This window comes from Phycisphaerae bacterium, from assembly GCA_018003015.1.
Lineage (GTDB): Bacteria > Planctomycetota > Phycisphaerae > UBA1845 > PWPN01 > JAGNEZ01.
The window spans coordinates 89,727-111,410 of the sequence record JAGNEZ010000017.1 but is presented as its reverse complement, the minus strand read 5'-3'; the positions used below and the strand labels follow the sequence as shown (position 1 = coordinate 111,410).

The window sequence follows — 21,684 nt, the reverse complement described above, 5'->3', positions numbered from 1 at the left end:
GTCTTGTCCGCCGGGTCGTCGTGGGTCTGGACCTGGGCGAGCAGAAAGGGCTCGGTCTGCACCAGCTCCGCCAGCCCGAACCGGGTCAGTCCGTGGACAATGATACTCAGCGTACCGTCGGGAAGACTGAGCACCTTGAGAATCGCGCAGGCCGTCCCAACACGGTAAAGATCGTCAATCCCCGGATCCTCGGTCTCCTTGCGGCGCTGGGCAATGACCCCGATCATCTTGTCGCCCGCACTCGCCTGCTCAATCAGGCGTTTGGATTTGTCGCGGCCGATACTCAGCGGCATGATCGTGCCGGGGTAAGCGACCGAATCGCGGATGGGGAGAATGGGCAGAACGCCCGGAATCCGCTCTTTCTGATCAGCGGTGGCGGCGGCGTCCGAGGGCTTGTCCTCCTCATGTCGCGCCGCCGGGGCAGTCTTCGGCGTCGCGGAGGGCGATGCCGGTGCGTTGCCTCTCGCCTCGGCAGGTGGGGCGGACAAGACCGGCTTCCGACGCTTCAGCTTCTGGTTGTCGTTCTCGCCCATGTCTTGGCCCGAGCGGGTTCAACGTATCTACTTCGGCTCGAGACCCTACTCTATCATTCCGCCGCAAGAGGGTCAAAACACTCCCCCTCGCAAGCCGGCTTCACGGCGGAACCTCACCCTGCGGACTTCAGCCTACCAACGGTCTTCTGGTATTCGCCGAGCAGTCGATCGAAATCCGGCGGTGCCGACAGGGCGATGGGGACATGGCGAGGGACATGCAGCCGGTCGTATTCCCGGTTAAGGGTGGCGACATCCTCGTCCACCTGGGGCAGCGACCAGCGAGAACGAGCGTAGATGTGTCGAACCGGTTGCCCTTCTCGATTCAGGGTGCAGACGAGCTCAAAGCCGCTCAGCCGACCGGCGGCCCCCAGATGCCGAGGCTCCAGGATGAGCACATCGACTCGCGGGCCCAGCGCCGCAATCAGTGGCTCGAACATGCTCGATCGCAGATCATAGCTCGCCAGTACCCCCCGGCCCAGGTAGTACTCCGCCACCGGGGCTTCCATGCCGCCGTTGTCGTGCAGGCTCATGATGACGCAGTTCCAGGGAACGTGTCTGCGAACATACGCGCCGGCAGCCTTGATTCCCGTGTCCGGCCGCACGTTTCCCCAGCCCGTCTTGACGCCCGTCAGGTGAGTGAGGTTCCCACCCAACAGACATTCGTCGGCGGTACCCACCCCGAGCCAGGCCACCACCAGACCTGCCACCAGCGGAGCCGCCACGCGAGGGGCGAGGCCGATACCCAGATGCCTGAGCACACGCCAGAGAAGCACACCTCCCAACATGCCCGCGCAGTAGATGACCTCGATGAAGTAGGACCCCAGGTAACTCGCGAGATAGCCCAAGGCACGCCAGTCCGTCAGGATGACCAGCGGGAAGGCAGCCGCGAGAGCCCAGATCGACAAGAGCCCCATTCTCCTCGAACCGGAACGTCCCAGTTGAACACATCCCCACACCAGCCCGGCGGCCGCGATCACCCCGAACACATAACCGAATTGCGCACGCCACAGGATGGGCAGATCCAACACCTGGCGGAGCTGTCCGAACAACGCGCCGTGGTTCTGCTTGTGGAGCAGACGCCCCAGTTGCCCGCCGCCGGTCCAATGCCAGCTCAGGAAAATCACCGCCAGGGCAGCCAGGCACGGCAATGCGAAGCCCGGCACGAAGGCCCCAAGGCATCTGCCGTTCCACGGTCGTCCCGACACAGACTCGTTGTTCCGCCGGTCCCAGGTCGTGCGATCGACGATTGCGGCGACCCAGATGACCAGCAACACGAGAGGTAATCCCACCGCAAAGACGTTGCTCAGACAGTGCAGAAAAAGCCCGATTCCGGCCACCGCGAGCTGAACGGGCTGATGGTCATCCAGCCAGGCGATGGTCGCCCACAGCGCAACCGTACCGGTGAACAGCCAGGTAGTCAGATAACCCCATGCGTAGTGGCCGTCCGAGACCAGCGTGGGCAACAAGGCCACACACAACATCGTGAAAGAAGCCTCCCCGCACCCGGCCCCCAGCCGCCTGAGCAGCGGATAGCTGATCAGAACCTGGGCCAGGCTCAACAGGGCCACCGGGAATCGGCATGCCGCCTCACTCGAAGGAATACCCAAGCAGTTGAACGCCGTGGAGAACACACGCTCCACAACAGGCAGCGCGGGACCGTAGTCGTGGGCAAAAACCCATCGCAGCCCGAAACAATGATGGATCATTCGCGCCATGGCACACTGGTCCGAACTCTCGAAAGCGGCCCCCAGGTTCCAGAATCGCATCATACCGGCGACCATGCCGATCGCGGCGCCGATGAGCAGATGCCCCCCCCGGATTCCGGCCGCTGGAAGAACCGGCACAGGCACGCGCCCCTCGCCGCTGAGAACGTCCAGAGAAGTGCAGGTGGTGGCGGTCATAGCCTTGTTTCTCAAGAAGAGTGCGGGCAGACATGACTCCCATCAAAGACCCGTGCAGCCGAGGCCGCGAGCCTGCCGCCCGCCTCCTTCATCCGCAGGCATACGTTGCCTCCGCCGGCGTTCCGATTTCGCCATGGCTGGGCTTCCGAAGACAAAGACAGGTCGACAGCGGAACACGACGCAGGCCCAGTTGTTCGATCGAGATCCTTCTGCCCTTCTCCAAGCTGGCATCCCCCACGACAAGAAGCCATCGCACCTGCGACCGCAAGGGTGTTTCCACTGAGGTTATCGGCTGTCGAACCTCTCATCTTCATCAACGGCCGGTCGGCCGCGAGCCCCTTTCCAGCCCGGTGCGGCGGCGATCAGATTGACCCCGTTCCCAGGAGCGACCAGGCCGGCCGGGGTGGCACGGTCCGAGCGGGGACGAGAACGGTCCGGACCCAAGGACGAGCAGACCCGGCCAGACGTCCTGGGATGAAGGCCGGGGCTAGCCGGAGATCGGGAAGATACCTACACTCTGCCTGACCTGTTTGGGGCCTGCCGAAGTCTCAGGTGGCTGAAAGGCTGCCGCCGGCCAGTGAACCCGGCTCAAGGAGCGCGTCAGGTGACGGAGAGTCGCCCGGCCTCAAGGACGCATGTTCCATGGATACGCCCGCAGAACCGATGGCTGGCTCACCCTTGGAGTCGGCTCGCCCGCCGATCCACACCAACCGGCTCATTCGGGCCACGAGTCCCTATCTGCTGCAGCACGCCCACAATCCGGTGGACTGGTATCCGTGGGGATCGGAGGCCTTCGAGAAGGCGATCCGCGAAGACAAGCCGGTCTTCCTGAGCATCGGTTATGCCGCCTGCCACTGGTGCCATGTCATGGAGCGGGAGAGCTTCGAGGACGAGAAGACCGCCGAGATCCTGAACCGGCACTTCGTGGCCGTCAAGGTCGATCGAGAGGAGCGGCCGGATCTCGATGACATCTACATGAACGCCACCGTGCTCTACAACCGCGGGCAGGGCGGCTGGCCGATGAGCGTGTTCCTCACGCCGGACAAGAGACCTTTCTTCGCCGGCACGTACTTTCCTCCGGACAACCGGTATGGACGGCCGGGTTTCGTTCAGGTTCTCCAAGCCATAGCGAGATTCTGGAAAGAAGACCGGCCGAGAGTATGGTCCTCCGCCGATGCCCTGACCGATGCGGTGGCACGGTTCAGCGCTCCATCCGCCGGAGGAGGCGAGTTGCCTTCGGATATCCTGACCAAGACCACCGATCAGCTTGCCCGGGTGTTCGATCCGGTCACGGGGGGTATCGCCAGCGAAGCCAACAAGTTCCCACCATCGATGGCCATGGGGATCATGCTCCGCGAGTACCACCGGACCCTCGAATCCGGCCGGCCTCGCCGCGAATTGCTCGACCTCGTTGAGCTGACGCTGCACCACATGGGCCACGGCGGCATTTACGACCACCTCGGCGGCGGGATCGCCCGCTACAGCACCGATCCCTACTGGTTGGTGCCCCATTTCGAGAAGATGCTGTACGACCAGGCCCTGGTCAGCGGCATCTACCTCGAGGCATTTCAGGTGACGAGGAAGGCGTGGTACGCCCAGTTGGCCGCGGACCTCCTGGACTACGTGCTGACCGATCTGCGATCACCGGAAGGCGGCTTCTACTCCAGCCGCGATGCGGACAGCGAGGGTGGCGAGGGTCGGTACTATGTCTGGACCAAGCCGGAGGTGATGGCCGTCCTCGGAAACCCGGTCGGCGAGCTGTTCTGCGCCTTCTATGATGTAACCGACCAGGGCAACTGGGAAGGACGCAGCATCCTCAACGTCCCCCGCAGCGAGGAGACGGTCGCCAGGGCGCACGGCCTCAAAGTGGAGACGCTCAAGGATATCCTCGCGGAGGCGCGGGCCCGACTGCTCGCCGCTCGCGGTCGCCGAGTGCCGCCCGCTCTCGACGACAAAATCCTGACCGGCTGGAACGGCCTCATGATCGCATCCCTGGCCCGGGGCGGCCGGATTCTCGGGGAGCGCCGTGACACCGTGGCGGCGGCTCAAGCAGCCGACTTCATCCTGACTTCGATGCGCGAGAACGGGCGGCTGATGAGGACCTATCGCAAGGGCACCGCTCACACCGGCGGGTATCTGGACGATTACGCGTTCTTCATCGAAGGGCTGATTGAACTGTACGAGAGCACCTTCGAAAAGCGCTGGCTGGACGAGTCCGTTCGCCTGGTCGACCTGATGATCGATCATTTCTGGGATGACGCCAACGGGGCCTTCTTCTACACCGCCGATGATGCCGAGAGGCTGATCGTGCGCTCCAAGGATAGCCGGGACCATGCGACCCCTTCGGGCAACTCGGTGGCCCTGATGGATCTCTTGAGGCTCGCGGCCCTGCTCGACCGCCGGGACTTGCGGGTCAAGGCGGATCGCACCATCCGGGCCTTCGCGGGCGCCGTGACCGAGTCCCCGCTGAGCTTCGCGCGCTTCCTGGCCGGCGTGGCCGCCGCCGGCTCTGCCCCCTCCGAGGTCGCTATTGTCGGAAGCCCGAATCAGACGGAAACCCGGTCGCTGATCCACGCGGTTCATGAGGTCTACGATCCCTGGCGGATCGTCGCGTTACTGGACCCTGAGGATCCGGACGCGGCCGCATGGCAAGACCGGATTCCCCTGTTGCAGGGCAAGACGCGGATCCAGGGGCGCGGGGCGGTCTACGTCTGCCGCAACCACACCTGCCGCCGGCCGGCCACGGACGTCGAAACGCTGAGGAGCGAGCTCAAGATCGGAGCCAGGTCGCCCGACGCTGCCGGGTGACCCCGGCCATGTCCTCACGGCGATCACGGCCGGACCAGATCACCCGTTCACCCTATCCCCAGTCACGGCCCCCGCGAACCAGACCCCACGCGATGACCGCGTCGCCATCGCAACAGGCCAGCCGGAGGGGTATCATATGAGCTTGTCAGGATGTACCTGCGTGGGGTGGTCATGATGCGGTCACTCGGTTCTGACAAGTCGGCCGGCTTTCGAATGCCTCAGGCAGTGAGAGCCTGGACCCAGGCGCTGCTGCAGGCCATCCCGGACATGCTGTTCCGGATCACTCGGGAGGGGGTCGCCCTGGACTTCAAACCGGCCATGGACTTCCCGCCGCTGGTTGCCGAGAAGGAGTTTCTGGGCAAGCCCCTCGGTAGTGTACTGCCGCCACCGCTTGCCGCCCTGCTGAAGGAAACGACCGAGAAGGCCTTCAGCACCAGGCAATTGCAGACCATCGAATACGAAATCGAACTCGAGGGGCGGACGCGGGCGTACGAGGCCCGGATGATGCCATCGTCGCCACTCGAGGCCCTGCTGCTCGTCCGCGACATCACCGAACGCAAACAGACCGAAGAGAGACTCCGGGCGACCGACGAACAGCAGCGTCGCCTGACAGAGCGTCTTATGACCCTCTACGAGGTCAACAACTCACTGAGCCGAGCCGAGACGCTGGAGGATCTCCTGCGACAGTCGGTCGTTCTGGGCCGGTCCCAGCTCGGCTTCGATCGAATGAGCGTCTGGCTGACCGGCCCCGATGGTTCGTATCTGGAAGGCACGTTCGGCACCGACGAGCAGGGTCGCCCGCGCGACGAACGCGGTTGCCGCATCCGCACCAACGCCCCCATCGCCGAAAGCCTCAAGCCTTCCGCACCCAGCTCCGCGATCCGGGAGGAATGTGCGAATCTCCACAACCACCACCTTGCAGTGGTCGGGCGGGGATCGAGCGCCTGGGTGCCAATCTGGGACGGACAGAACAACATCGGACTGCTCATGATCGACAATCTGATCCATGGGCAACCGATCACCGACGAGGACTGCAGACTCCTCTGTCTGTACGCCTCAATGCTCGGCCACCTGCATGCGCGCAAGAAAATGGAGCAGGAGCTTCGCAGGAGCGAGCAGCGGTATCGCCTCCTGGCGGATCACTGCTCCGATACCATCACGGTGCACACGGCGGACAACACCTTGAGTTACGTATCTCCCGCCGTCCGAGGCCTCCTCGGATACCAGCCGGAAGAAGTCTTAGGCAGCTGTGGCTTTGATTTTCTCCACCCGGACGACATCGAGAGGATCGCGACCGAGATCAGGGACTTGATCGACGGAAAGGTCGCGACCGTGTCCGTCGAGTACCGGCTTCGCCGTCGCGACGGCCGCTATGTCTGGGTGGAGAGCCAGGGCCGTCTGCTCAAAGAAACCCAGGTGCCCGGGCTGAACGGGATCCTCAATGTGACCCGGGACACGACCGCCCGCAAGTTGGCCGAGGCCCAGCGGTTGGGGCACCTGGAGCAGATCCGCCAACTGACCGCGGATACCGGCAAGACCCTGGAGCGCGAGCGCGCCCGAATCTCCCGGGAACTGCACGACGAACTCGGTGGACTGCTGACCGCCTTGAATATGAACCTGGCATGGCTGGGAGATAGGGAATTCTCTGATCAATCCGGGATCAGGAACCATCTGGCCGAGGCCCGAGAGTATGTGCGTCAGATCACCGCCAGCGTGCGGCATCTGTCCAAGAGTCTTCGGCCGCCGGTTCTAGATCACCAGGGTCTGGTGGCGGCGGTGCGATCCTATGCGGCGGATTTCCAGGAGCGGACCGGCGTGCATTGCGAGGTTTCGGCCAGCCCCGACGATCTCTCGGTGAACGATCCGGCGGCGACGGTGGTCTTTCGGGTGGTCCAGGAGGCTTTGACCAATGTGGCCCGGCATGCCGGGACACGGTGGTGTGAGGTGTCTCTAGAGGAGGCGAGCAGCGAACTGACCGTCCGCATCCAGGATTACGGGGTCGGTGCCGGCCCCGATGCGCTGGCAGGCAAGCTGTCTCTGGGTATAATAGGCATGAGAGAGCGCGTAGCTCTACTGAATGGTAGCTTGCACATCGAGAGCGAGCCTGGTTCCGGGTTCTGTGTGACCGCCCGGCTGCCCCTGCAGGATCATGTGGAAAGCGAGAGGACTTCATGATCAAGATTCTGGTTGTGGACGATCATCAGCTCGTTCGGGCAGGTTTGAAGCGCATGCTCGAGGAACAGAAGGACTTCCAGATTGTTGGCGAAGCCAGCAATGGGAAGGACGCGCTGGAGGCGATCGACCGCCTCCAGCCTGATGTCATTCTCCTGGATATCGCCATGCCCGAGATGGACGGCATGGAGACGATGAGCGCTCTCGTCAAGCAGCGGAGCAGGCCACCGAAAGTCGTCATGCTGACCATGCACGATGATGAGCACTATGCCGCCCGACTGCTTCGCATGGGCGCCGGAGGCTACGTCACCAAGGACACCGCCCCGGCCGAGCTGGTCAACGCGATCCGCACCGTCTACGCCGGGAACCGGTTCATCTCCTCCTCGCTCCGCGACTCGATGGCCATCCGCTTTGTCGAGGGCGGGGTCCGCGATCCCCTCGAAGCCTGCTCCAACCGCGAATTCCAGGTGCTCCGCCACCTGGCGTCGGGGCGGACCAATCGGGAGATCGCCGCGGAGCTCGGCGTCAGCGTCAAGACTATCGACGCCCACCGCCTCAACCTCCTGGCCAAACTGGGCATCCGAAACAACGCCGAGCTGACCCGTTTCGCCATCCAGCACAGTATCGTGAAAAGCTAGCCGGATCTTCACTCGGAGGCCGGCATTTTCTACAAGAACCAGCACCACCACGCCACTCGCACCGAGCCGTCTCCCCCAACGCCTGCATATCCGACTCGGCCCCCGTTGAGAACGTAAGAGGGCGCCACGGAATTCCAGGCTCTTGCACTTCTAGCCGGCGGTCTGCACAATACGGGCGCGACCCGATTCTCCAGCCCTCGTCGGCGCGCCGACCGCGAGAGAGCCGGGCGGTCAGGCGTGTTCGCTTCTCCATTCTGAGGTGCCCGCATGGCCACACAACACCACCATCCAACCGGCCTCGACGCCCATCAGCCAGCCATCCGCAAGCCATCGGGAAGATCGTCCCTGACCCGGCGCGAGATGCTGAAACGCACCCTGCTGACTGGCGGGGCGGTCGCGGCGCCCTGCATCGTTCCCGGCTCGGCCCTCGGCCTGAACGGCACCGTGCCACCCAGCGAGCGAATCCTCCTGGGGGGCATCGGCATCGGTGGCCGCGGCTCGTTTGTACTCCAGTGGATGCTGCCCGAGAAAGACGTTCAGTTCGTCGCAGTCTGCGACGCCCAAAGGAGCCGGCGCGAGGGCGTCAAGCAGATGGTGGACCAGCACTACGGGAACAAGGACTGCAAGGTCTACGGCGACATGCGCGAGTTCCTGGCCCGCCGCACGGATATCGACGCCGTCCTCATCGCCACCGGCGATCGCTGGCATGCGACGGCGGCGGTCATGGCCATGTGGGCCGGCAAGGACGTCTACAGCGAGAAGCCCTCGTGCATGACCATCGCCCAGGGCCAGGCGGTCGTGGATACGGCCAGGCGCTACGGTCGCGTCTACCAGACCGGGACCCAGCGCCTCAGCGAAGCCAACTTCGTGTGGTGCATCGAGGCGGCCAAGAGCGGCAAACTCGGAAAGGTCCACACCGCCCGGGCCCAGATCTCCGGCGGAGAGGCCGAACTGAGCCACGACTGGCTGCCGGCCGAACCAGAGCCGCCCAAGGACGAAGTCGACTGGGACCTCTGGCTGGGCCCGTGCCCGTGGCGGCCCTACAACTCAAACTATGTCAAGGGCGGCTGGCGCGGCCACTACGATTTCCACACCAGCTGCATCGGCGAATGGGGCGCCCACACCTTCGCCCAGGCCCAGGCCGGCCTGGACATGCTCGGTACCTCGCCCGTCGAATACGAATACGTGAATAACCGAACGGGCGACGGCATGGTCACCCGTTTCGCCAACGGCGTGAAGATGATCCTACACCAAGGAGGCTATTGGAAGGGCCCTTGTGGCATGCGGTTCGAGGGGCCGGAAGGATGGGTCTCCGCCGCCGACTGGGATCCCAAGCCGGTGGTCTCCAACCCCGCCCTGCTGGCCGACTTCGACAAGGTCGTCGCCGACTACATCGCCCGCACCGGCCGTCCCATGAACCACGTTCGCGACTTCTTCAACTGCGTGAAGTCCCGGCAGCCGACGGTCGCCAGCCCGGAGGTCATGCACCATTCGATGTCCACCGTCCATGCCGCGAACATCTGCATGTGGCTGAAGCGCAATATGAGATATGACCCCGCCAAGCAGGAATTCGCCGGCGATGCCGAGGCTAATCGACTTCGGACGCGGGCGATGCGGGCACCGTGGATGATCTGAGAGTCAGCTCCAGCAAGGAGAGAAGACGCCATGTCACGAATGCACATCTATGGACTGCTTCTGACCGCCACGGCAATGACGCCGGCCGTCCCGGCCTTCGGCCAGGCGGACCCGAATGCGGCCCAGGCCCGGGAAGTGAAGCTCATTGCGATACTGAAGTCGGATGCTCCGCACAAGGACAAGGCCGATGCCTGCCGCTCGCTCGCGGTCATCGGCACCAAGGCATGCGTGCCCGCTCTGGCCAGTCTGCTCGCCGATGAGCACCTGTCTCACATGGCCCGCTATGCGCTGGAGCCCATCACGGATCCCTCGGTGGACGAATGCCTTCGCGACGCCCTGGGCACGGTGAAAGGGCGGCAACTGGTTGGCGTGATCGGCAGCGTCGGCATACGCCGCGATGCGAAGGCGGTCGACGCCCTGGCCGAACTGTTGACCAAGGGCCGGCCAGGTCCGGTCCAGGCCGCCGCAAGGGCCCTGGGGTGCATCGGGAACGAGACCGCGGCCAAGGCCCTGCAGGGCGCCGTGGACAAGGCCCCCCCTGTTCGGCAACTGGCAATTTGCGAGGGCCTGCTGCGCTGCGCCGAGCGGCTGGCCGCCGACAACCAGGGCGACGCGGCGGTCGCCATCTACGACCAACTTCGCGGGATGAAGAGCGTCGCCCATCAGGTCCGCACCGCGGCGGTGCGCGGCGCCATTCTGACCCGCAAGCAAGCGGGCGTTGCCCTGCTTAAGGAGTATCTGGCCAACTCGGATTTCGCCCTCTTCTCCGCCACCTGCCGGGCCAGCCGGGAAATGCCCGGGGCCGAGACGACCTCCGCCTTAGCCTCCGCCCTGGCGAACCTCCCGGCCGACCACCAGATCCTGCTGATCCAGACGCTTGGTCTGCGGGCAGACCCGACCGCCGTTCCAGCCATCGCAAACGCCGCCAAGAGCGGTGACAAGGCCGTCAGGCTGGTAGCGATCAGGTCACTGGCCGAGGTCGGACACGCGTCGGCCGCCCCTGTGCTCCAGGCACTGGCCACGGACTCGGACGCCGATCTCTCCAAAGCTGCAAAGGACAGCCTTGCCAGCTTGCCCAAGCCCTAGCCCTGGTCTCAGGAGGTGTGGCGGTGGCATCTCGCCGGTGAGCAATCGGGCGCGGCACACGCGGAGAAGATCCATCGCCGAGAGGTACATGGCAGGTTGGCTCATCCTGCAAGGGGAATCTAGGGTTGCGTGTCTGCCGGAGAACCGGCCGCTCTCTGTCTGATCACGTGGTACAGTGCCACCATCGCCGCCGCGAGAAGGAACTGGATGCCCAGTCCGGGTATGGGGTTGAATACCCAGTCGCGGTAGTCCCCCGCTTCAGCGTAGCCGGCCAGCAGTATGCCGATCGGGCTGATGCGGGAGATGAACGTGGTCACCGCCGGCTCGACTTGAAGTATCCCCCGGCCGGTCTGGTAGTTGTACCGCAGGACCTGATAACGCGTCAGATCGACCAGCAGGGGCAGTAACCAGATCGTCGCGATCCATACCAGGGTGATGATCAGGGCGCTCTTGCCTTGGCGATAGCAGGCAGCCATCAGGTACCCGATGCCGATCAGCGAAGCCAGGGGTACCAGCATCACCGCGACACTGCCCACTGGGGCCGCGACGCTCCATACCCCGGAATAGACCGTCCCGCAAGGCAGGAGCAGGATCAACAGGCTCGCGACGGCCACCACGACCATGATCGCGACCGGCCGTCGAGGCAGGTCCGGATCGCCGAGAGCCCGACGGCGCTCCCATCGACTGTGCAGCCACGCAACGCTCGAGACCGGCACGATTGCCGCCAGGATGGCCACCAGAATGGACGCAATCAGCTGCATCAGCCCAGCCTCGCGCGTCCACCGCGGCAAGACGGCGAAGCCGATATTGCCCCAGTAGGAAATACCCATGATCGAAAGGACGACCCACAAGGCGACCAGTCCCAGGCCCCAGTACGGTCCGAACGCCGGAATGTCGTTCCGCCGGTACTTGCGGGCTGCACCCACCATAAAGAACATGACCAGCAGGGCCTGAGTGAAGAGCGAGACCATGTACTCGGTCCCCCAGCGGAAGCCCCCACTGCTGATCCCGAAAATCGTCTTGCCAATCATCGGACCCATCAGAACGCTGATTCCAGGCAGGAGTTGGAAGGCAACACCTTGACTGAATGTGGCCACGATCACCAGAACCAGGATCAATGCAAAAGCACTCTTGGATACCAGCGATAGGAACGCGATCACCACCCAGCTGGTGAATGCAAAGAACAGCAGGACCGCGTTGGCCATCACCCAATCGGCAATCGACAGACTCGCCGCGGCGGTCGCGATCATGCCCAGGGCGACATTGGCCAATGCGACAGTGATGCTCTGGGCCGAGCAGCCGATCACATAACCCGCCACGGCTTTGAACCCGGAAACGGGCATCAAGCGATGCGACTCGATCAACTGGCTGTCCACGTCCTTGCGGATGGCCGTCCGGACGCTCGAACCGGCCACCAGCATCAGGGTGCCGCACTGCAGGGCCATCAGACCGATGGTCCAGCCGTACATGATGTTCTTGATCTCCTTGGGCTCGATCTGCACGGTCAGGAACATGAGCATGCCGATGAGCGCAACGTAGCCGGCGCCGACGATAAGTACGTTCTTCCACCCCCCCCGCAGCCGGAATTGCACCCAGGCGATGGCGTTGTCGACTCCCAATCCAACCGGCTGTTCGGCCATGGCTTCAGTCTACCTGTTGAATCCCGGTCCGCAGATAGGCTTCCTCGAGGTCCGGCCGGTGAGGGGCAAACGCCGCCACCGGCAGAGTCCGCTTGACCAGCTGGGCGAGCAGCTCGGCGGCATCGTCCCGCTCGTTGCTGTATTCCAGCGTGATCCGGTCGCGATCGACGCTGAACTCCGTGATGCCGTCCAGGTCGCTGAGGATGGCGCGAAGCTCGGCCTCGGGAATCGGCCGGGTGAGCACAATGGTGTACCGGCAACGCCGCCCGTTGCCGCTGGCCGAGGCGATCTCGGCCACCGTGCCAAACTGCAGCAGCGTCCCGCGGGCCATGATGCCAATGTGGGTGCAGTACTCGTTGAGATCCGCGAGAATGTGGGACGACACGACGATCGCCTTACCCTGGTCGCGAAGGCTGCAGAGCAGGCGGCGAAACTGCACCCGGCCGGCGGGGTCGAGGCCGGCGGCCGGCTCGTCAAGTAAGACCACGTTGGGATTCGGCAGCAGCGTGCGGGCAATGCCGATCCGCTGACGCATGCCTCGAGAGAGGGCTTTGATTTTCTGGTCGGCTTTCTCGGTGAGCCAGACTTGTTCGAGCCAGAAGGCGATCCGGGTCTCGATGTCCTCCGGATCGAGGTTGTACCCTTGGCCAATGAACCGCAGGAAGTCGCGAACGGTCAGACCCTCGTAGACCGGAGGGTTGTCTGGTGTGAATCCGATTTCGCGGGCGGCCTCGATGGCCCAGGGGGTCAGCTTCTTGCCCATGATGTGGACCACTCCGGCGTCGAGCGGCTGAATGCCGCCGATGGCGCGCAGGAGGGTGGTCTTGCCGGCACCGTTCGGCCCGATCAGACCCATCAGCTGTCCGGGAAGCAGTTCAAACGACACATCGCGAACCGCGACCAGCGATCCGAACTGCACCCGTACCCGTTGGAGGGCAAGCAGGGCTTCGCCATCCTGAGAGTTCCCAGACAGTGGCAGTGCAGACTACCCGGCGACCGGCTGGACGGCAAGGTGACCAACCGGCGCTGCCGGGAAGTTGAGAGTCGAGAACGGAGGAAGGGATCGGGCGGGCGATGCTTGCCGAGGGCGAGGTTCGCCTGCCGGATCAAGCGCGGTCTCGCGACCCGTGGCTCTTCCTCATCACTTGCTGCCGGCCGACTTGGGAATGCGGCTTTTGTATCCGGCCAGCTTCGGCTCGAAGTCGGGGCCGCCTTCCTGCAGGTACTGAATCTCCTCCCGGCGTGCGATGCGCTCGAACTCGCCGACCACCTTCGCGTACCCATTTCCGACAAACTCAGGGCCGCGAACGCACTGTACATACAGGATCGGCAACTCCGCACGCTCGACGCGTCGCACCAGTTGCCCATTGCCCTTGGCCAGGGCTTTCGCGTTCGCCAGTATTTCGCTCGCCTTGGTCACGAATGCCCTGGTAATGAACGGCGCGTCCATCGAATAGCGAATCCCGCCCGCCGGCGACTCCATCTCCGTCGCGTGCTCCGCCATGGTCCGCCCCAGTAGAGCGTCATACTCCGCCATCGCCGCGGCGGCCGGGCCGTAGTGCCCCCAGATGAAGTCCTCCGCCAGGGCCCTCTCGTCCCGCGACGGGTCCCACAACAGCTTGCTCGCCACCCAGCACTTGAGCTCATCCTGCTCGGCCGGGCCCTGGTAGCCCCCCTGGAGCATGACCCCTTCGGCGTGATTCTTCACCCAGAAGCGGATGTTGGCCGCGATCACATCGAGATTCGGCATCGGAGCCAGATAATGGCTGAAGTTGACGTTGTAGTCCCAGATAGAAATGCGATCATGTGCCGCGCTCCACGCCCTCGCGAGCTTGGCCACATCGCAACCCTCGGCCGGCGTGAACGGATGTGCCCAAGAACCCACGGCGTCATTGCACAGCCGAATGACCACGTTCCTTCGCGGGCGGATCGTCTTGGGAACCCGGATCGTCTCCAGATAAGCCAGCGTGTCGATGACCACCCTGGGGTATTCCTTCTCGATCGCCTCGGCCACGCGATTCACCAGGAAAAGCTGGTTCGCCATGTCCGATCCCTCGGACTCGCGCAGCTTCACGCATCGTTCGCAGTGGCAGATCTCGGTACTGTCGTTTTTCGAGACGCTCAGGACCTCGGTGTGCGGTTTGTCCTTCAGCATTTGCCGCACGTACGCGATGGCGACGTCCACCGCGCCGGGCTCGGTGGCACAGAGTTGGTTCGTGGACCGGCCGCCGGCCGCCGTCTTCGCGAAATACTCCGGGTGATCCTTGAAGTACTTGTCCGGCGGGACCATCTGTGCGGCGGTATGGACGAACATGCCGCCGTAATCCACGTGACCGCCATGTTCCTCCAAAACCGCGGCGTTGGGAGCGTTTGTACGGTTGCGCAACGACCAGACCGGATTGAACGCACATGCGTAAAATGGATCCCGGATCACAAGTCGCGGAACGTAGCGGCGTGCGACTGGGGCAACCACCAGCGCGTCGCTCTTCAGCAGACGAATGGAATCGTTGGTGTAGAACCGACAGCCGAGGTCCTCCTCGAGCAGTGCGTAGACGGCGTTGATGACGCCGCGCGTCTTGCCGCCGGAGAGAACGATCCGCCCAGCATCGACCGTGATGGCGTAGCCTTCATCACCGAGCGACGAGTCCGTGCATATCACGATACCGTTGGACGTGGCGCCGCCGAAGGCGATCTCAAGCGCGGCGCCGGTCATTTCCTTGATCCACTGCTGGAGATCGGCGGCGGCTTTCCTCTCCGGGCCTGTTGGCTGCGCGGGGCACTGGATAACGCCAACCGACTTGCCCGCCTCGACCACCTTCACCTCGCCTGCCGGTTCGCCTTCCGGCTTGAGGGTGTTGCGCCATTCCGCCTGTGCCATGCCACAATACACCGCGGCCACCACCACGATACCATTCTGCGCGGATGTTCTCATGATGATAGCCTGTACCACGTCGAACAATGTGTCAATGTCCCGTGCTCTGTGCCTTGGCTTACCGAAAATCAGTTCACTCAACCGATGGACTCTGTACAATGGCCAAACTCAAGAATGAGATGCGACCGGAAAGGCGACAGGAATCCAGGCTTTCCACCCTCTTCTCAGCCAACGCCGGCCGCCGTCGACGGAGATGCATATGATATCGACACTCGCTCTGCAAACGACCGCAATCTGGACCGGGCCCGCTATTCTGCTGGCGGCCTCCGCGGCAACGGCCCAGACCATCCGCCTCAACCCGCCGTCGTTGGCACCTCTCGCGGTGCACGCCAACCTCGTGGCCAACTCAAGCTTCGAAACCATCGACGGCAAGGGCATGCCGAAGGACTGGATCTGGGACCGCCGCAACACCGACGCGACCTGCGGCATCGATACCTGGAGGGCCCACACCGGCAAACGCGCGCTCAGGTTGACCAACGGCACCACCTTCGGCGCCCATATCTACGGCCTGCTCCACTCCGAACAACCCATCGCCCTGCAGCCCGGCAAGGCCTACACGCTCAGCGCCTATGTCCGGTCCGACGATCCGGGCATCGCCTGGGTCGGCGGCGGCCGCGCCTGGCAATACCGCCTGCGCTTCCCGGCCACCAACGGTCGATGGCAGCGGGTCTGGATGACTTTCAAGCCGTCCGAGGCGGATCGCGACTTCACGCTCCTGATCTCTACTGAGAACCCCACCAAGGGCGTCTGGATCGATGACCTCAAGCTGGAAGAGGGCGAGTCGCCCACGCCGGATGCGACTCCGGACAAGCAAGCCCTGCTGGAGCCCCTGCAGGCCGAGGTCGAAGTCCCCGGCGACGGCCCTTTCGAGATACCCTTCCATCTCGTCCTGCCGACACGCTATGCCGATCTCACCGTACGAGCCAGACTCGACCGCCTGGCCGCGCAAGCAGAAGCGAAGCTGACCGTCGAAACCAGCGCGGCACGCGTGCACATCACCGGTGAAGCCGTCGCCATGCTGGTACGACTTCGTGCGCTTCAATCAGGAGTGGTTCGCCAGCTGGCATCGCATGATGGCCGACGCAATCCACGCGGTCGCACCCAACCTGCCCGTCCACGCCAAGGCGATGACTTGGACGATGATCGGCAATGCCGAGGTCCGCTACGGCGTCGATGCCGAGTTGTTTGCCGAGTTCAGCCAGATCAACGGCAACGACAGCATCAACTTCTACAACCACGAGACCGGCGAGTTTGCCCAGGAGTGGCGGCTCAATGCCATCGCCTACGACCTGCAGCGCTCGGTCAAAGACACCCCGGTCTACAACACGGAGAACCACGTCATTGTGGACCGCGAGACCCGCCCAATCCCGCCGGAACACGTCCGCACCGCCCTGTGGCAAGGTGCCATCCACGGCCAGAGCGCCACCACTATCTGGGTCTGGGAGCGGTCGTTCGATCCCAAGAGTGACACCGCCGGCAGCATCATGCACCGCCCGGCCTGCGCCGAGGCAGCTGGATACACGACCCTGGACCTCAACCGGCTGGCCGAGGAAGTCACCACCATCCAGCGCCTTAAACCGCAAGTCGCCATCCTGCACAGCGTCTCCGGACTGGTCTGGGACGGTGGCCGCCACGTCGATTGCGCCCAGAATCTCTACATCGCCCTTTCATTCACCGGCCTGAAAATCGGCTTCGTCACCGAGCGTCAGCTCGAACGCGGCGACGTGCCGGCCGCCCCGGTGCTGTTCGTACCCAACCTCATCCATCTCTCCGAGGACGCGGTGAAAACGCTACGCAACTACACCGGCCAACTGGTTCTGCTCGACGAAGGCTCGTCGCTGTCCCGCGACGAGTATGATCACGAACACAGGGCCGAACTGAAAGCCCAGCACCTGCCGTTCCACTACGGCAAGACCACCTGGAAGGACCTCACCCAGAGCCTGCGGCCAAAGCTGTCCGAATGGAAAGCTCAGCCACCGATCCAGGTCCTCGACCCACAAGGCCAACCCGTCACCGGCGTCGCCTGGCTTTGTGCCGACTCGCCCAAGGGCACGATCGTCAACCTCTGCAACTACGGCCGCAAGCAGGTCCATATCACCTTGCGCCGCAGCAGTCAATCCGTCATTGGCCAGGATCTGCTGAGCGGGGAGATGACCAGCGACGTCGTGACCATGGACTCGCTTCGGCCGCGCCTGGTGCGCATCAGGGCCAAATGAACCGAGGCCGTCGCATCATCATCTCAGAACGACAAAGCTGCGCTCCGCTCTCAGCGCGACGCTCAGCGTTCTTGCCTTCTGTTCTTCTGCGGCTGATCGCCGAACGCTTCTCCAGTTTCGACGCATTCCCCAACGTCCCCCTCCTCACCGTCCTCACCCCAAACGTTCCACCCGTCGTAGGGCCCGCCTCGGCCTGGAGTTGACCGCCCGATCCCAGTAGAACCCCCCGCGTGATCCGATTGCTCGTCGCCCCGGTGAACGGATGACGAGCGGCCATTCCGCTGATCTTGGCGAATCAGGTATTCGCATGTTCGCCAGTGAACATACCTTCGCAGTAAATGCTGAGACTGGTTCTCATCCTCAGTTGCATCATCCTCGTAGAAACCGTGCCGGCGCGCCGCTACGATGACCCGCGAGTCATTCGTCGTTTCCCGCGATGACCAGAACGCTCTCACCGAGAAGGAGTCGCCGCGTGGCCGCCGATTTCGATATCCGCAGTATCCGGGGACTCTCCAGCACCGAAGCCGAGCGACGCCTGAACCAGGAGGGCTTCAACGAACTGCCCACCGGCAAGCGGCGGAGCTCGCTGGCCATTCTTCTCGAGGTGGTCCGCGAGCCCATGTTCGTGCTCCTCGTCGCCTGCGGAGCGATCTACCTGCTCATGGGCGAACCGGCCGATGCCGCCATGCTCCTGGGTTTCGTCCTTGTCATCATCGGCATCACCGTCGTCCAGGAGCGACGAACCGAGCGGGCACTGGAGGCCCTGCGCGACCTGTCCAGCCCTCGGGCCCTGGTCGTTCGCGACGGCCGGCAAACCCGCATCGCCGGGCGCGAGGTCGCCCGCGGCGACGTCCTCATCCTGGCCGAGGGCGATCGGGTACCCGCCGATGCCGTGCTTCGCCACGGCCTCAATCTCTCGGCCGACGAGTCGCTGCTCACCGGCGAGTCCATTCCGGTTAGCAAGACGGCCTCGATCGACGCCGCCGAGATGGCCCCCCCGGGAGGTGACAATCTGCCCCACCTCTTCTCCGGCACCATGGTCACCCGCGGCCAGGGCGTGGCCGAGGTCCTGGCGACGGGCATGAACTCCGAGCTGGGCAGGATCGGCAAGGCCCTTCAGAAGGTCGAGGTGGAGGCGACCCTCCTGCAGAAGGAGACCGGTCGCATGGTCCGCCGACTGGCCATCGTGGGGCTGTCCCTCTGCGGGGTAGTCGTGGTCGTGTACGGCCTGACGCGAGGCAACACCTGGGCAATCTGGCAGGAGGGATTCCTGGCGGGCATCACGCTGGCTATGGCTACGCTGCCGGAGGAGTTCCCGGTGGTACTGACGATCTTCCTGGCCTTAGGCGCCTGGCGGATGTCACAGCACCGGGTACTCACTCGCCGAGTCCCAGCCGTTGAAACGCTCGGAGCCGCCACCGTGCTCTGCACCGACAAGACCGGAACTCTGACCCTCAATCGCATGAGCGTGAGCAAGCTCTGCGCCGACGGAGCGCTCTTCGATGCCCACGACACCTCGGTCAGGGAATTGCCCGAGGAATTCCATGAGCTGCTCGAGTTCGGCATCCTGGCCAGCAAGCGCGATCCGTTCGACCCGATGGAGAAGGCCCTCACCGAGTTGGGCGACAACTACCTGGCCAGAACGGAACACCTGCACCACGACTGGCGGTTGATCCAGGAGTACCCCCTCTCGACGGAGCTGCTGGCCCTGTCCCACGCCTGGCAGGACCCGTCCAGGAAGGAGTTTGTCATCGCCGCCAAGGGCGCCCCCGAGGCGGTCGGCGACCTGTGCCATCTGGACGCCGCACGGATGGCTGGACTGGCCGGGCAGGTCGCTCAAATGGCCAACGAAGGCCTGCGCGTCCTGGGCGTGGCCAAAGGACGGTTCCGCGAGTCGGATCTGCCCAACGGCCAGCACGACTTCGATTTCGAGTTCGTCGGCCTGGTCGGCATGGCGGACCCGGTCCGTCCCGCGGTACCCGACGCCATTCGGCAGTGCGACACGGCCGGCATTCGAGTCATCATCATCACCGGCGACTACCCCGGCACAGCCCGCAACATCGGCCGGCAGATCGGCCTCAGGAATCTCGACCAGTGCATCACCGGACCCGAACTGAACCAGATGAACGACGAGGAACTGGCCCGGCGGATCCGCACAACCAATCTGTTCGCACGAGTCGTTCCCGAGCAGAAGCTCCGGCTCGTCCAGGCCCTCAAATCCAACGGCGAGATCGTGGCCATGACCGGCGACGGGGTCAACGATGCCCCGGCCCTCAAGGCAGCCCACATCGGCATCGCCATGGGCGGCCGCGGCACGGACGTGGCCCGCGAATCGGCCGGCCTGGTCCTGCTCGACGACGATTTCTCTTCCATCGTTCAGGCCGTCCGCATGGGTCGCCGGATCTTCGACAACATCCAGAAAGCCGTGTCCTACATTTTCGCGGTGCACGTGCCCATCGCCGGCCTTTCCCTGATCCCGGTCTTCTTTCACGACTGGCGGCTGATCCTCCTGCCCGTGCATATCGTCTTCCTTGAGCTCATCATCGATCCAGCCTGCTCGATGATCTTCGAGGCCGAGGCCGCCGAACCGTACGTGATGCGCCGACCGCCGCGCAAACCCGACGAGCCGCTGTTCAGCAGCCGGTCGATCACGCTCAGCGTTCTTCAGGGCTTGGGCGTACTGGCCATGCTGCTGCTGGTGTACGGGGCCGCCCGATGGCGCGGGCTTACGGAGAACGAGACCCGGGCCCTCACGTTCACCACCCTGGTCATCGCCAATCTGGGACTCATCCTCACCAACCGTTCCTGGTCGCGAACGATCGTCACCATGCTTCACGAGCCCAATACGGCCTTGTGGATCGTCCTCTGCGGGGCCATCGGGTTCCTGACACTGGTGCTGAATCTCCCCTTCCTGCAGGACATGTTCCACTTCGAGAGGTTGGGGCTGCTGGATCTGCTGACCTGTGCGGCCGCCGGCACGGTGAGCATCCTGTGGTTCGAGGGCTTCAAGATGGTCAGTGCTCACCGCGCGGCCGCGGCCAAAGGACGAAACAGGCAGCCGCACGATTCACCCGGATAATGCCCCCCTTCCAGCTGGGGCGCTTTCGCTCGAGGGCATGGTCGCGCTCGGATGAACGCCCAGCTCAGCGGGCGTCTTCCGCGTGACTCCAAAGATAAACCGCTGTTCCCGGCGAAAACGCTCGCGCAGCTCGAAGTTCTCAAAGGCAATGCCGCCGGGGATCGGCCGCCAGGACATCCAGTAGGTGTACCGGGCATTGAGCGCTGCGTGCACATCCTCTCGCCACGTGCCCCTGGGCATTCTCCAGTATTGCGTGACCGGAGCACCGCCGTAGTACCACCGGTCGCTCCCCGGGAACGGACGGGTGTCGGCGGGACGCTGCTCGTCCGTGGTGACGGCCACCAGCAGATCACCACCCTCGCCACTTGCGAGACTGCGGAGCGGATAGATCGAGTGAGGAGCGAAGTGCAACCCCTTATAGTCCGGATAGAGGGTCTGGCTGCTGACGATCTCGTCCTTGAGCCACAGCAGCCGCGTCCTCGCCTTGTTGCCCATGGTGGCGGTCAGGATGCCGTACTCGATCGCGGCACTGTCCGGCTCGGGCTGAAGCATCAGGGCAATTTCATCCGGCCGATCGCTGCGCTGCTCGATGACGAGCCGCACCGAAGCCCCGTTGTCGAACCGCTCTACGCGAACAACCACCTTGAGACGCTCCACGCCTCCATCGATCGGCGTGATCTCGCCGGCCATCCCGTCCGGCTCAACCCAAAAACGCTTGCCCACCAGACGATCCAGCCGGCTGTGCTCCAACTCACTGAAGCCCCGCTGTCCCTTCACGATCGGCTCGACGGCAATAAAGTTGACAAGATCGTATTCCCCCCCTGGCAGGGTCGGCGACAGGACGCGCACCAGCCCGCGCGGACCCTTGGAGCCCGGGGGAATCGCGAACTGCAAACCACCACGGACGCCCCAGGAACCCTGGCGCCCGTCCAGTCCGCCACGCACCCACTCGGTCGCGGGGGCCGCGGCCGCAGCCAGGACGAAAACCACAGCCCATTGGGATAGAAGAACCATCATCGCGATTCTCCCCGGCCACGACCTGCG

At 64.1% G+C, this 21,684-nt stretch carries 13 protein-coding genes; 7 read left to right on the top strand and 6 right to left on the bottom strand.

The features are described 5' to 3' along the window. Both KA354_10015 and KA354_10010 read right to left on the bottom strand, forming a co-directional pair. Positions 1–533, bottom strand: a 533-nt coding sequence (locus KA354_10015) for an LON peptidase substrate-binding domain-containing protein (GenBank protein ID MBP7934968.1), incomplete at its 3' end; no start/stop codon positions are given. A 113-nt stretch (positions 534–646) separates the two neighbouring features. Beyond that, a complete protein-coding gene (locus tag KA354_10010; protein MBP7934967.1) occupies positions 647–2,434 on the bottom strand; it encodes a hypothetical protein in 1,788 nt (595 codons plus the stop codon). 663 nt (positions 2,435–3,097) lie between these two features. Between KA354_10010 and KA354_10005 the strand changes: the two genes are divergently transcribed. From KA354_10005 to KA354_09985, 5 genes are all read left to right on the top strand, one after another. Beyond that, entirely contained in the window at positions 3,098–5,242 is a 2,145-nt protein-coding gene (locus KA354_10005; protein ID MBP7934966.1) for a thioredoxin domain-containing protein, read from the top strand. 150 nt (positions 5,243–5,392) lie between these two features. Then, the gene (locus KA354_10000) at positions 5,393–7,417 is read left to right on the top strand and encodes a PAS domain S-box protein (protein ID MBP7934965.1); all 2,025 of its coding nucleotides are present in this window, start codon (positions 5,393–5,395) and stop codon (positions 7,415–7,417) included. After that, entirely contained in the window at positions 7,414–8,052 is a 639-nt protein-coding gene (locus KA354_09995) for a response regulator transcription factor (protein ID MBP7934964.1), read from the top strand. The genes KA354_10000 and KA354_09995 overlap by 4 nt, the downstream gene beginning before the upstream one ends. Before the next feature lie 267 nt (positions 8,053–8,319). Then, complete coding sequence (locus KA354_09990) at positions 8,320–9,687, top strand: Gfo/Idh/MocA family oxidoreductase (GenBank protein MBP7934963.1); 1,368 nt, start codon at positions 8,320–8,322, stop codon at positions 9,685–9,687. A gap of 30 nt (positions 9,688–9,717) precedes the next feature. Further along, complete coding sequence (locus KA354_09985; GenBank protein ID MBP7934962.1) at positions 9,718–10,773, top strand: HEAT repeat domain-containing protein; 1,056 nt, start codon at positions 9,718–9,720, stop codon at positions 10,771–10,773. A 119-nt stretch (positions 10,774–10,892) separates the two neighbouring features. On the opposite strand, the gene KA354_09980 is transcribed toward KA354_09985, so the two are convergent. The 3 genes from KA354_09980 to KA354_09970 all read right to left on the bottom strand — a co-directional run bounded on the left by KA354_09980 (position 10,893) and on the right by KA354_09970 (position 15,345). After that, the gene (locus KA354_09980) at positions 10,893–12,413 is read right to left on the bottom strand and encodes a hypothetical protein (GenBank protein ID MBP7934961.1); all 1,521 of its coding nucleotides are present in this window, start codon (positions 12,411–12,413) and stop codon (positions 10,893–10,895) included. Between the two features lie 4 nt (positions 12,414–12,417). Beyond that, a complete protein-coding gene (locus tag KA354_09975; GenBank protein ID MBP7934960.1) occupies positions 12,418–13,332 on the bottom strand; it encodes an ABC transporter ATP-binding protein in 915 nt (304 codons plus the stop codon). 222 nt (positions 13,333–13,554) lie between these two features. Then, positions 13,555–15,345: a DUF4838 domain-containing protein gene (locus KA354_09970; protein ID MBP7934959.1), complete on the bottom strand. Its 1,791-nt coding sequence runs from the start codon at positions 15,343–15,345 to the stop codon at positions 13,555–13,557. Positions 15,346–15,682: 337 nt separating this feature from the next. Between KA354_09970 and KA354_09965 the strand changes: the two genes are divergently transcribed. Together KA354_09965 and KA354_09960 are read left to right on the top strand one after the other, a co-directional pair. Beyond that, a complete protein-coding gene (locus tag KA354_09965) occupies positions 15,683–16,813 on the top strand; it encodes a carbohydrate binding domain-containing protein (protein MBP7934958.1) in 1,131 nt (376 codons plus the stop codon). Positions 16,814–17,997: 1,184 nt separating this feature from the next. Beyond that, complete coding sequence (locus tag KA354_09960; GenBank protein ID MBP7934957.1) at positions 17,998–20,640, top strand: cation-translocating P-type ATPase; 2,643 nt, start codon at positions 17,998–18,000, stop codon at positions 20,638–20,640. Here the strand turns inward: KA354_09960 and KA354_09955 are convergent. Further along, positions 20,629–21,657, bottom strand: a complete 1,029-nt coding sequence (locus KA354_09955; protein ID MBP7934956.1) for a hypothetical protein — start codon at positions 21,655–21,657, stop codon at positions 20,629–20,631. The genes KA354_09960 and KA354_09955 overlap by 12 nt on opposite strands. Between the last annotated feature and the right edge of the window lie 27 nt (positions 21,658–21,684).

Bases quoted from the DNA above. Each gene is read 5' to 3' on its own strand.
- KA354_10010 (MBP7934967.1), bottom strand. From the start codon at position 2,434: ATGACCGCCACCACCTGCACTTCTCTGGACGTTCTCAGCGGCGAGGGG.
- KA354_10005 (MBP7934966.1), top strand. From the start codon at position 3,098: ATGGCTGGCTCACCCTTGGAGTCGGCTCGCCCGCCGATCCACACCAAC.
- KA354_10000 (MBP7934965.1), top strand. From the start codon at position 5,393: ATGTACCTGCGTGGGGTGGTCATGATGCGGTCACTCGGTTCTGACAAG.
- KA354_09995 (MBP7934964.1), top strand. From the start codon at position 7,414: ATGATCAAGATTCTGGTTGTGGACGATCATCAGCTCGTTCGGGCAGGT.
- KA354_09990 (MBP7934963.1), top strand. From the start codon at position 8,320: ATGGCCACACAACACCACCATCCAACCGGCCTCGACGCCCATCAGCCA.
- KA354_09985 (MBP7934962.1), top strand. From the start codon at position 9,718: ATGTCACGAATGCACATCTATGGACTGCTTCTGACCGCCACGGCAATG.
- KA354_09980 (MBP7934961.1), bottom strand. From the start codon at position 12,413: ATGGCCGAACAGCCGGTTGGATTGGGAGTCGACAACGCCATCGCCTGG.
- KA354_09970 (MBP7934959.1), bottom strand. From the start codon at position 15,345: ATGAGAACATCCGCGCAGAATGGTATCGTGGTGGTGGCCGCGGTGTAT.
- KA354_09960 (MBP7934957.1), top strand. From the start codon at position 17,998: ATGACCAGAACGCTCTCACCGAGAAGGAGTCGCCGCGTGGCCGCCGAT.
- KA354_09955 (MBP7934956.1), bottom strand. From the start codon at position 21,657: ATGATGGTTCTTCTATCCCAATGGGCTGTGGTTTTCGTCCTGGCTGCG.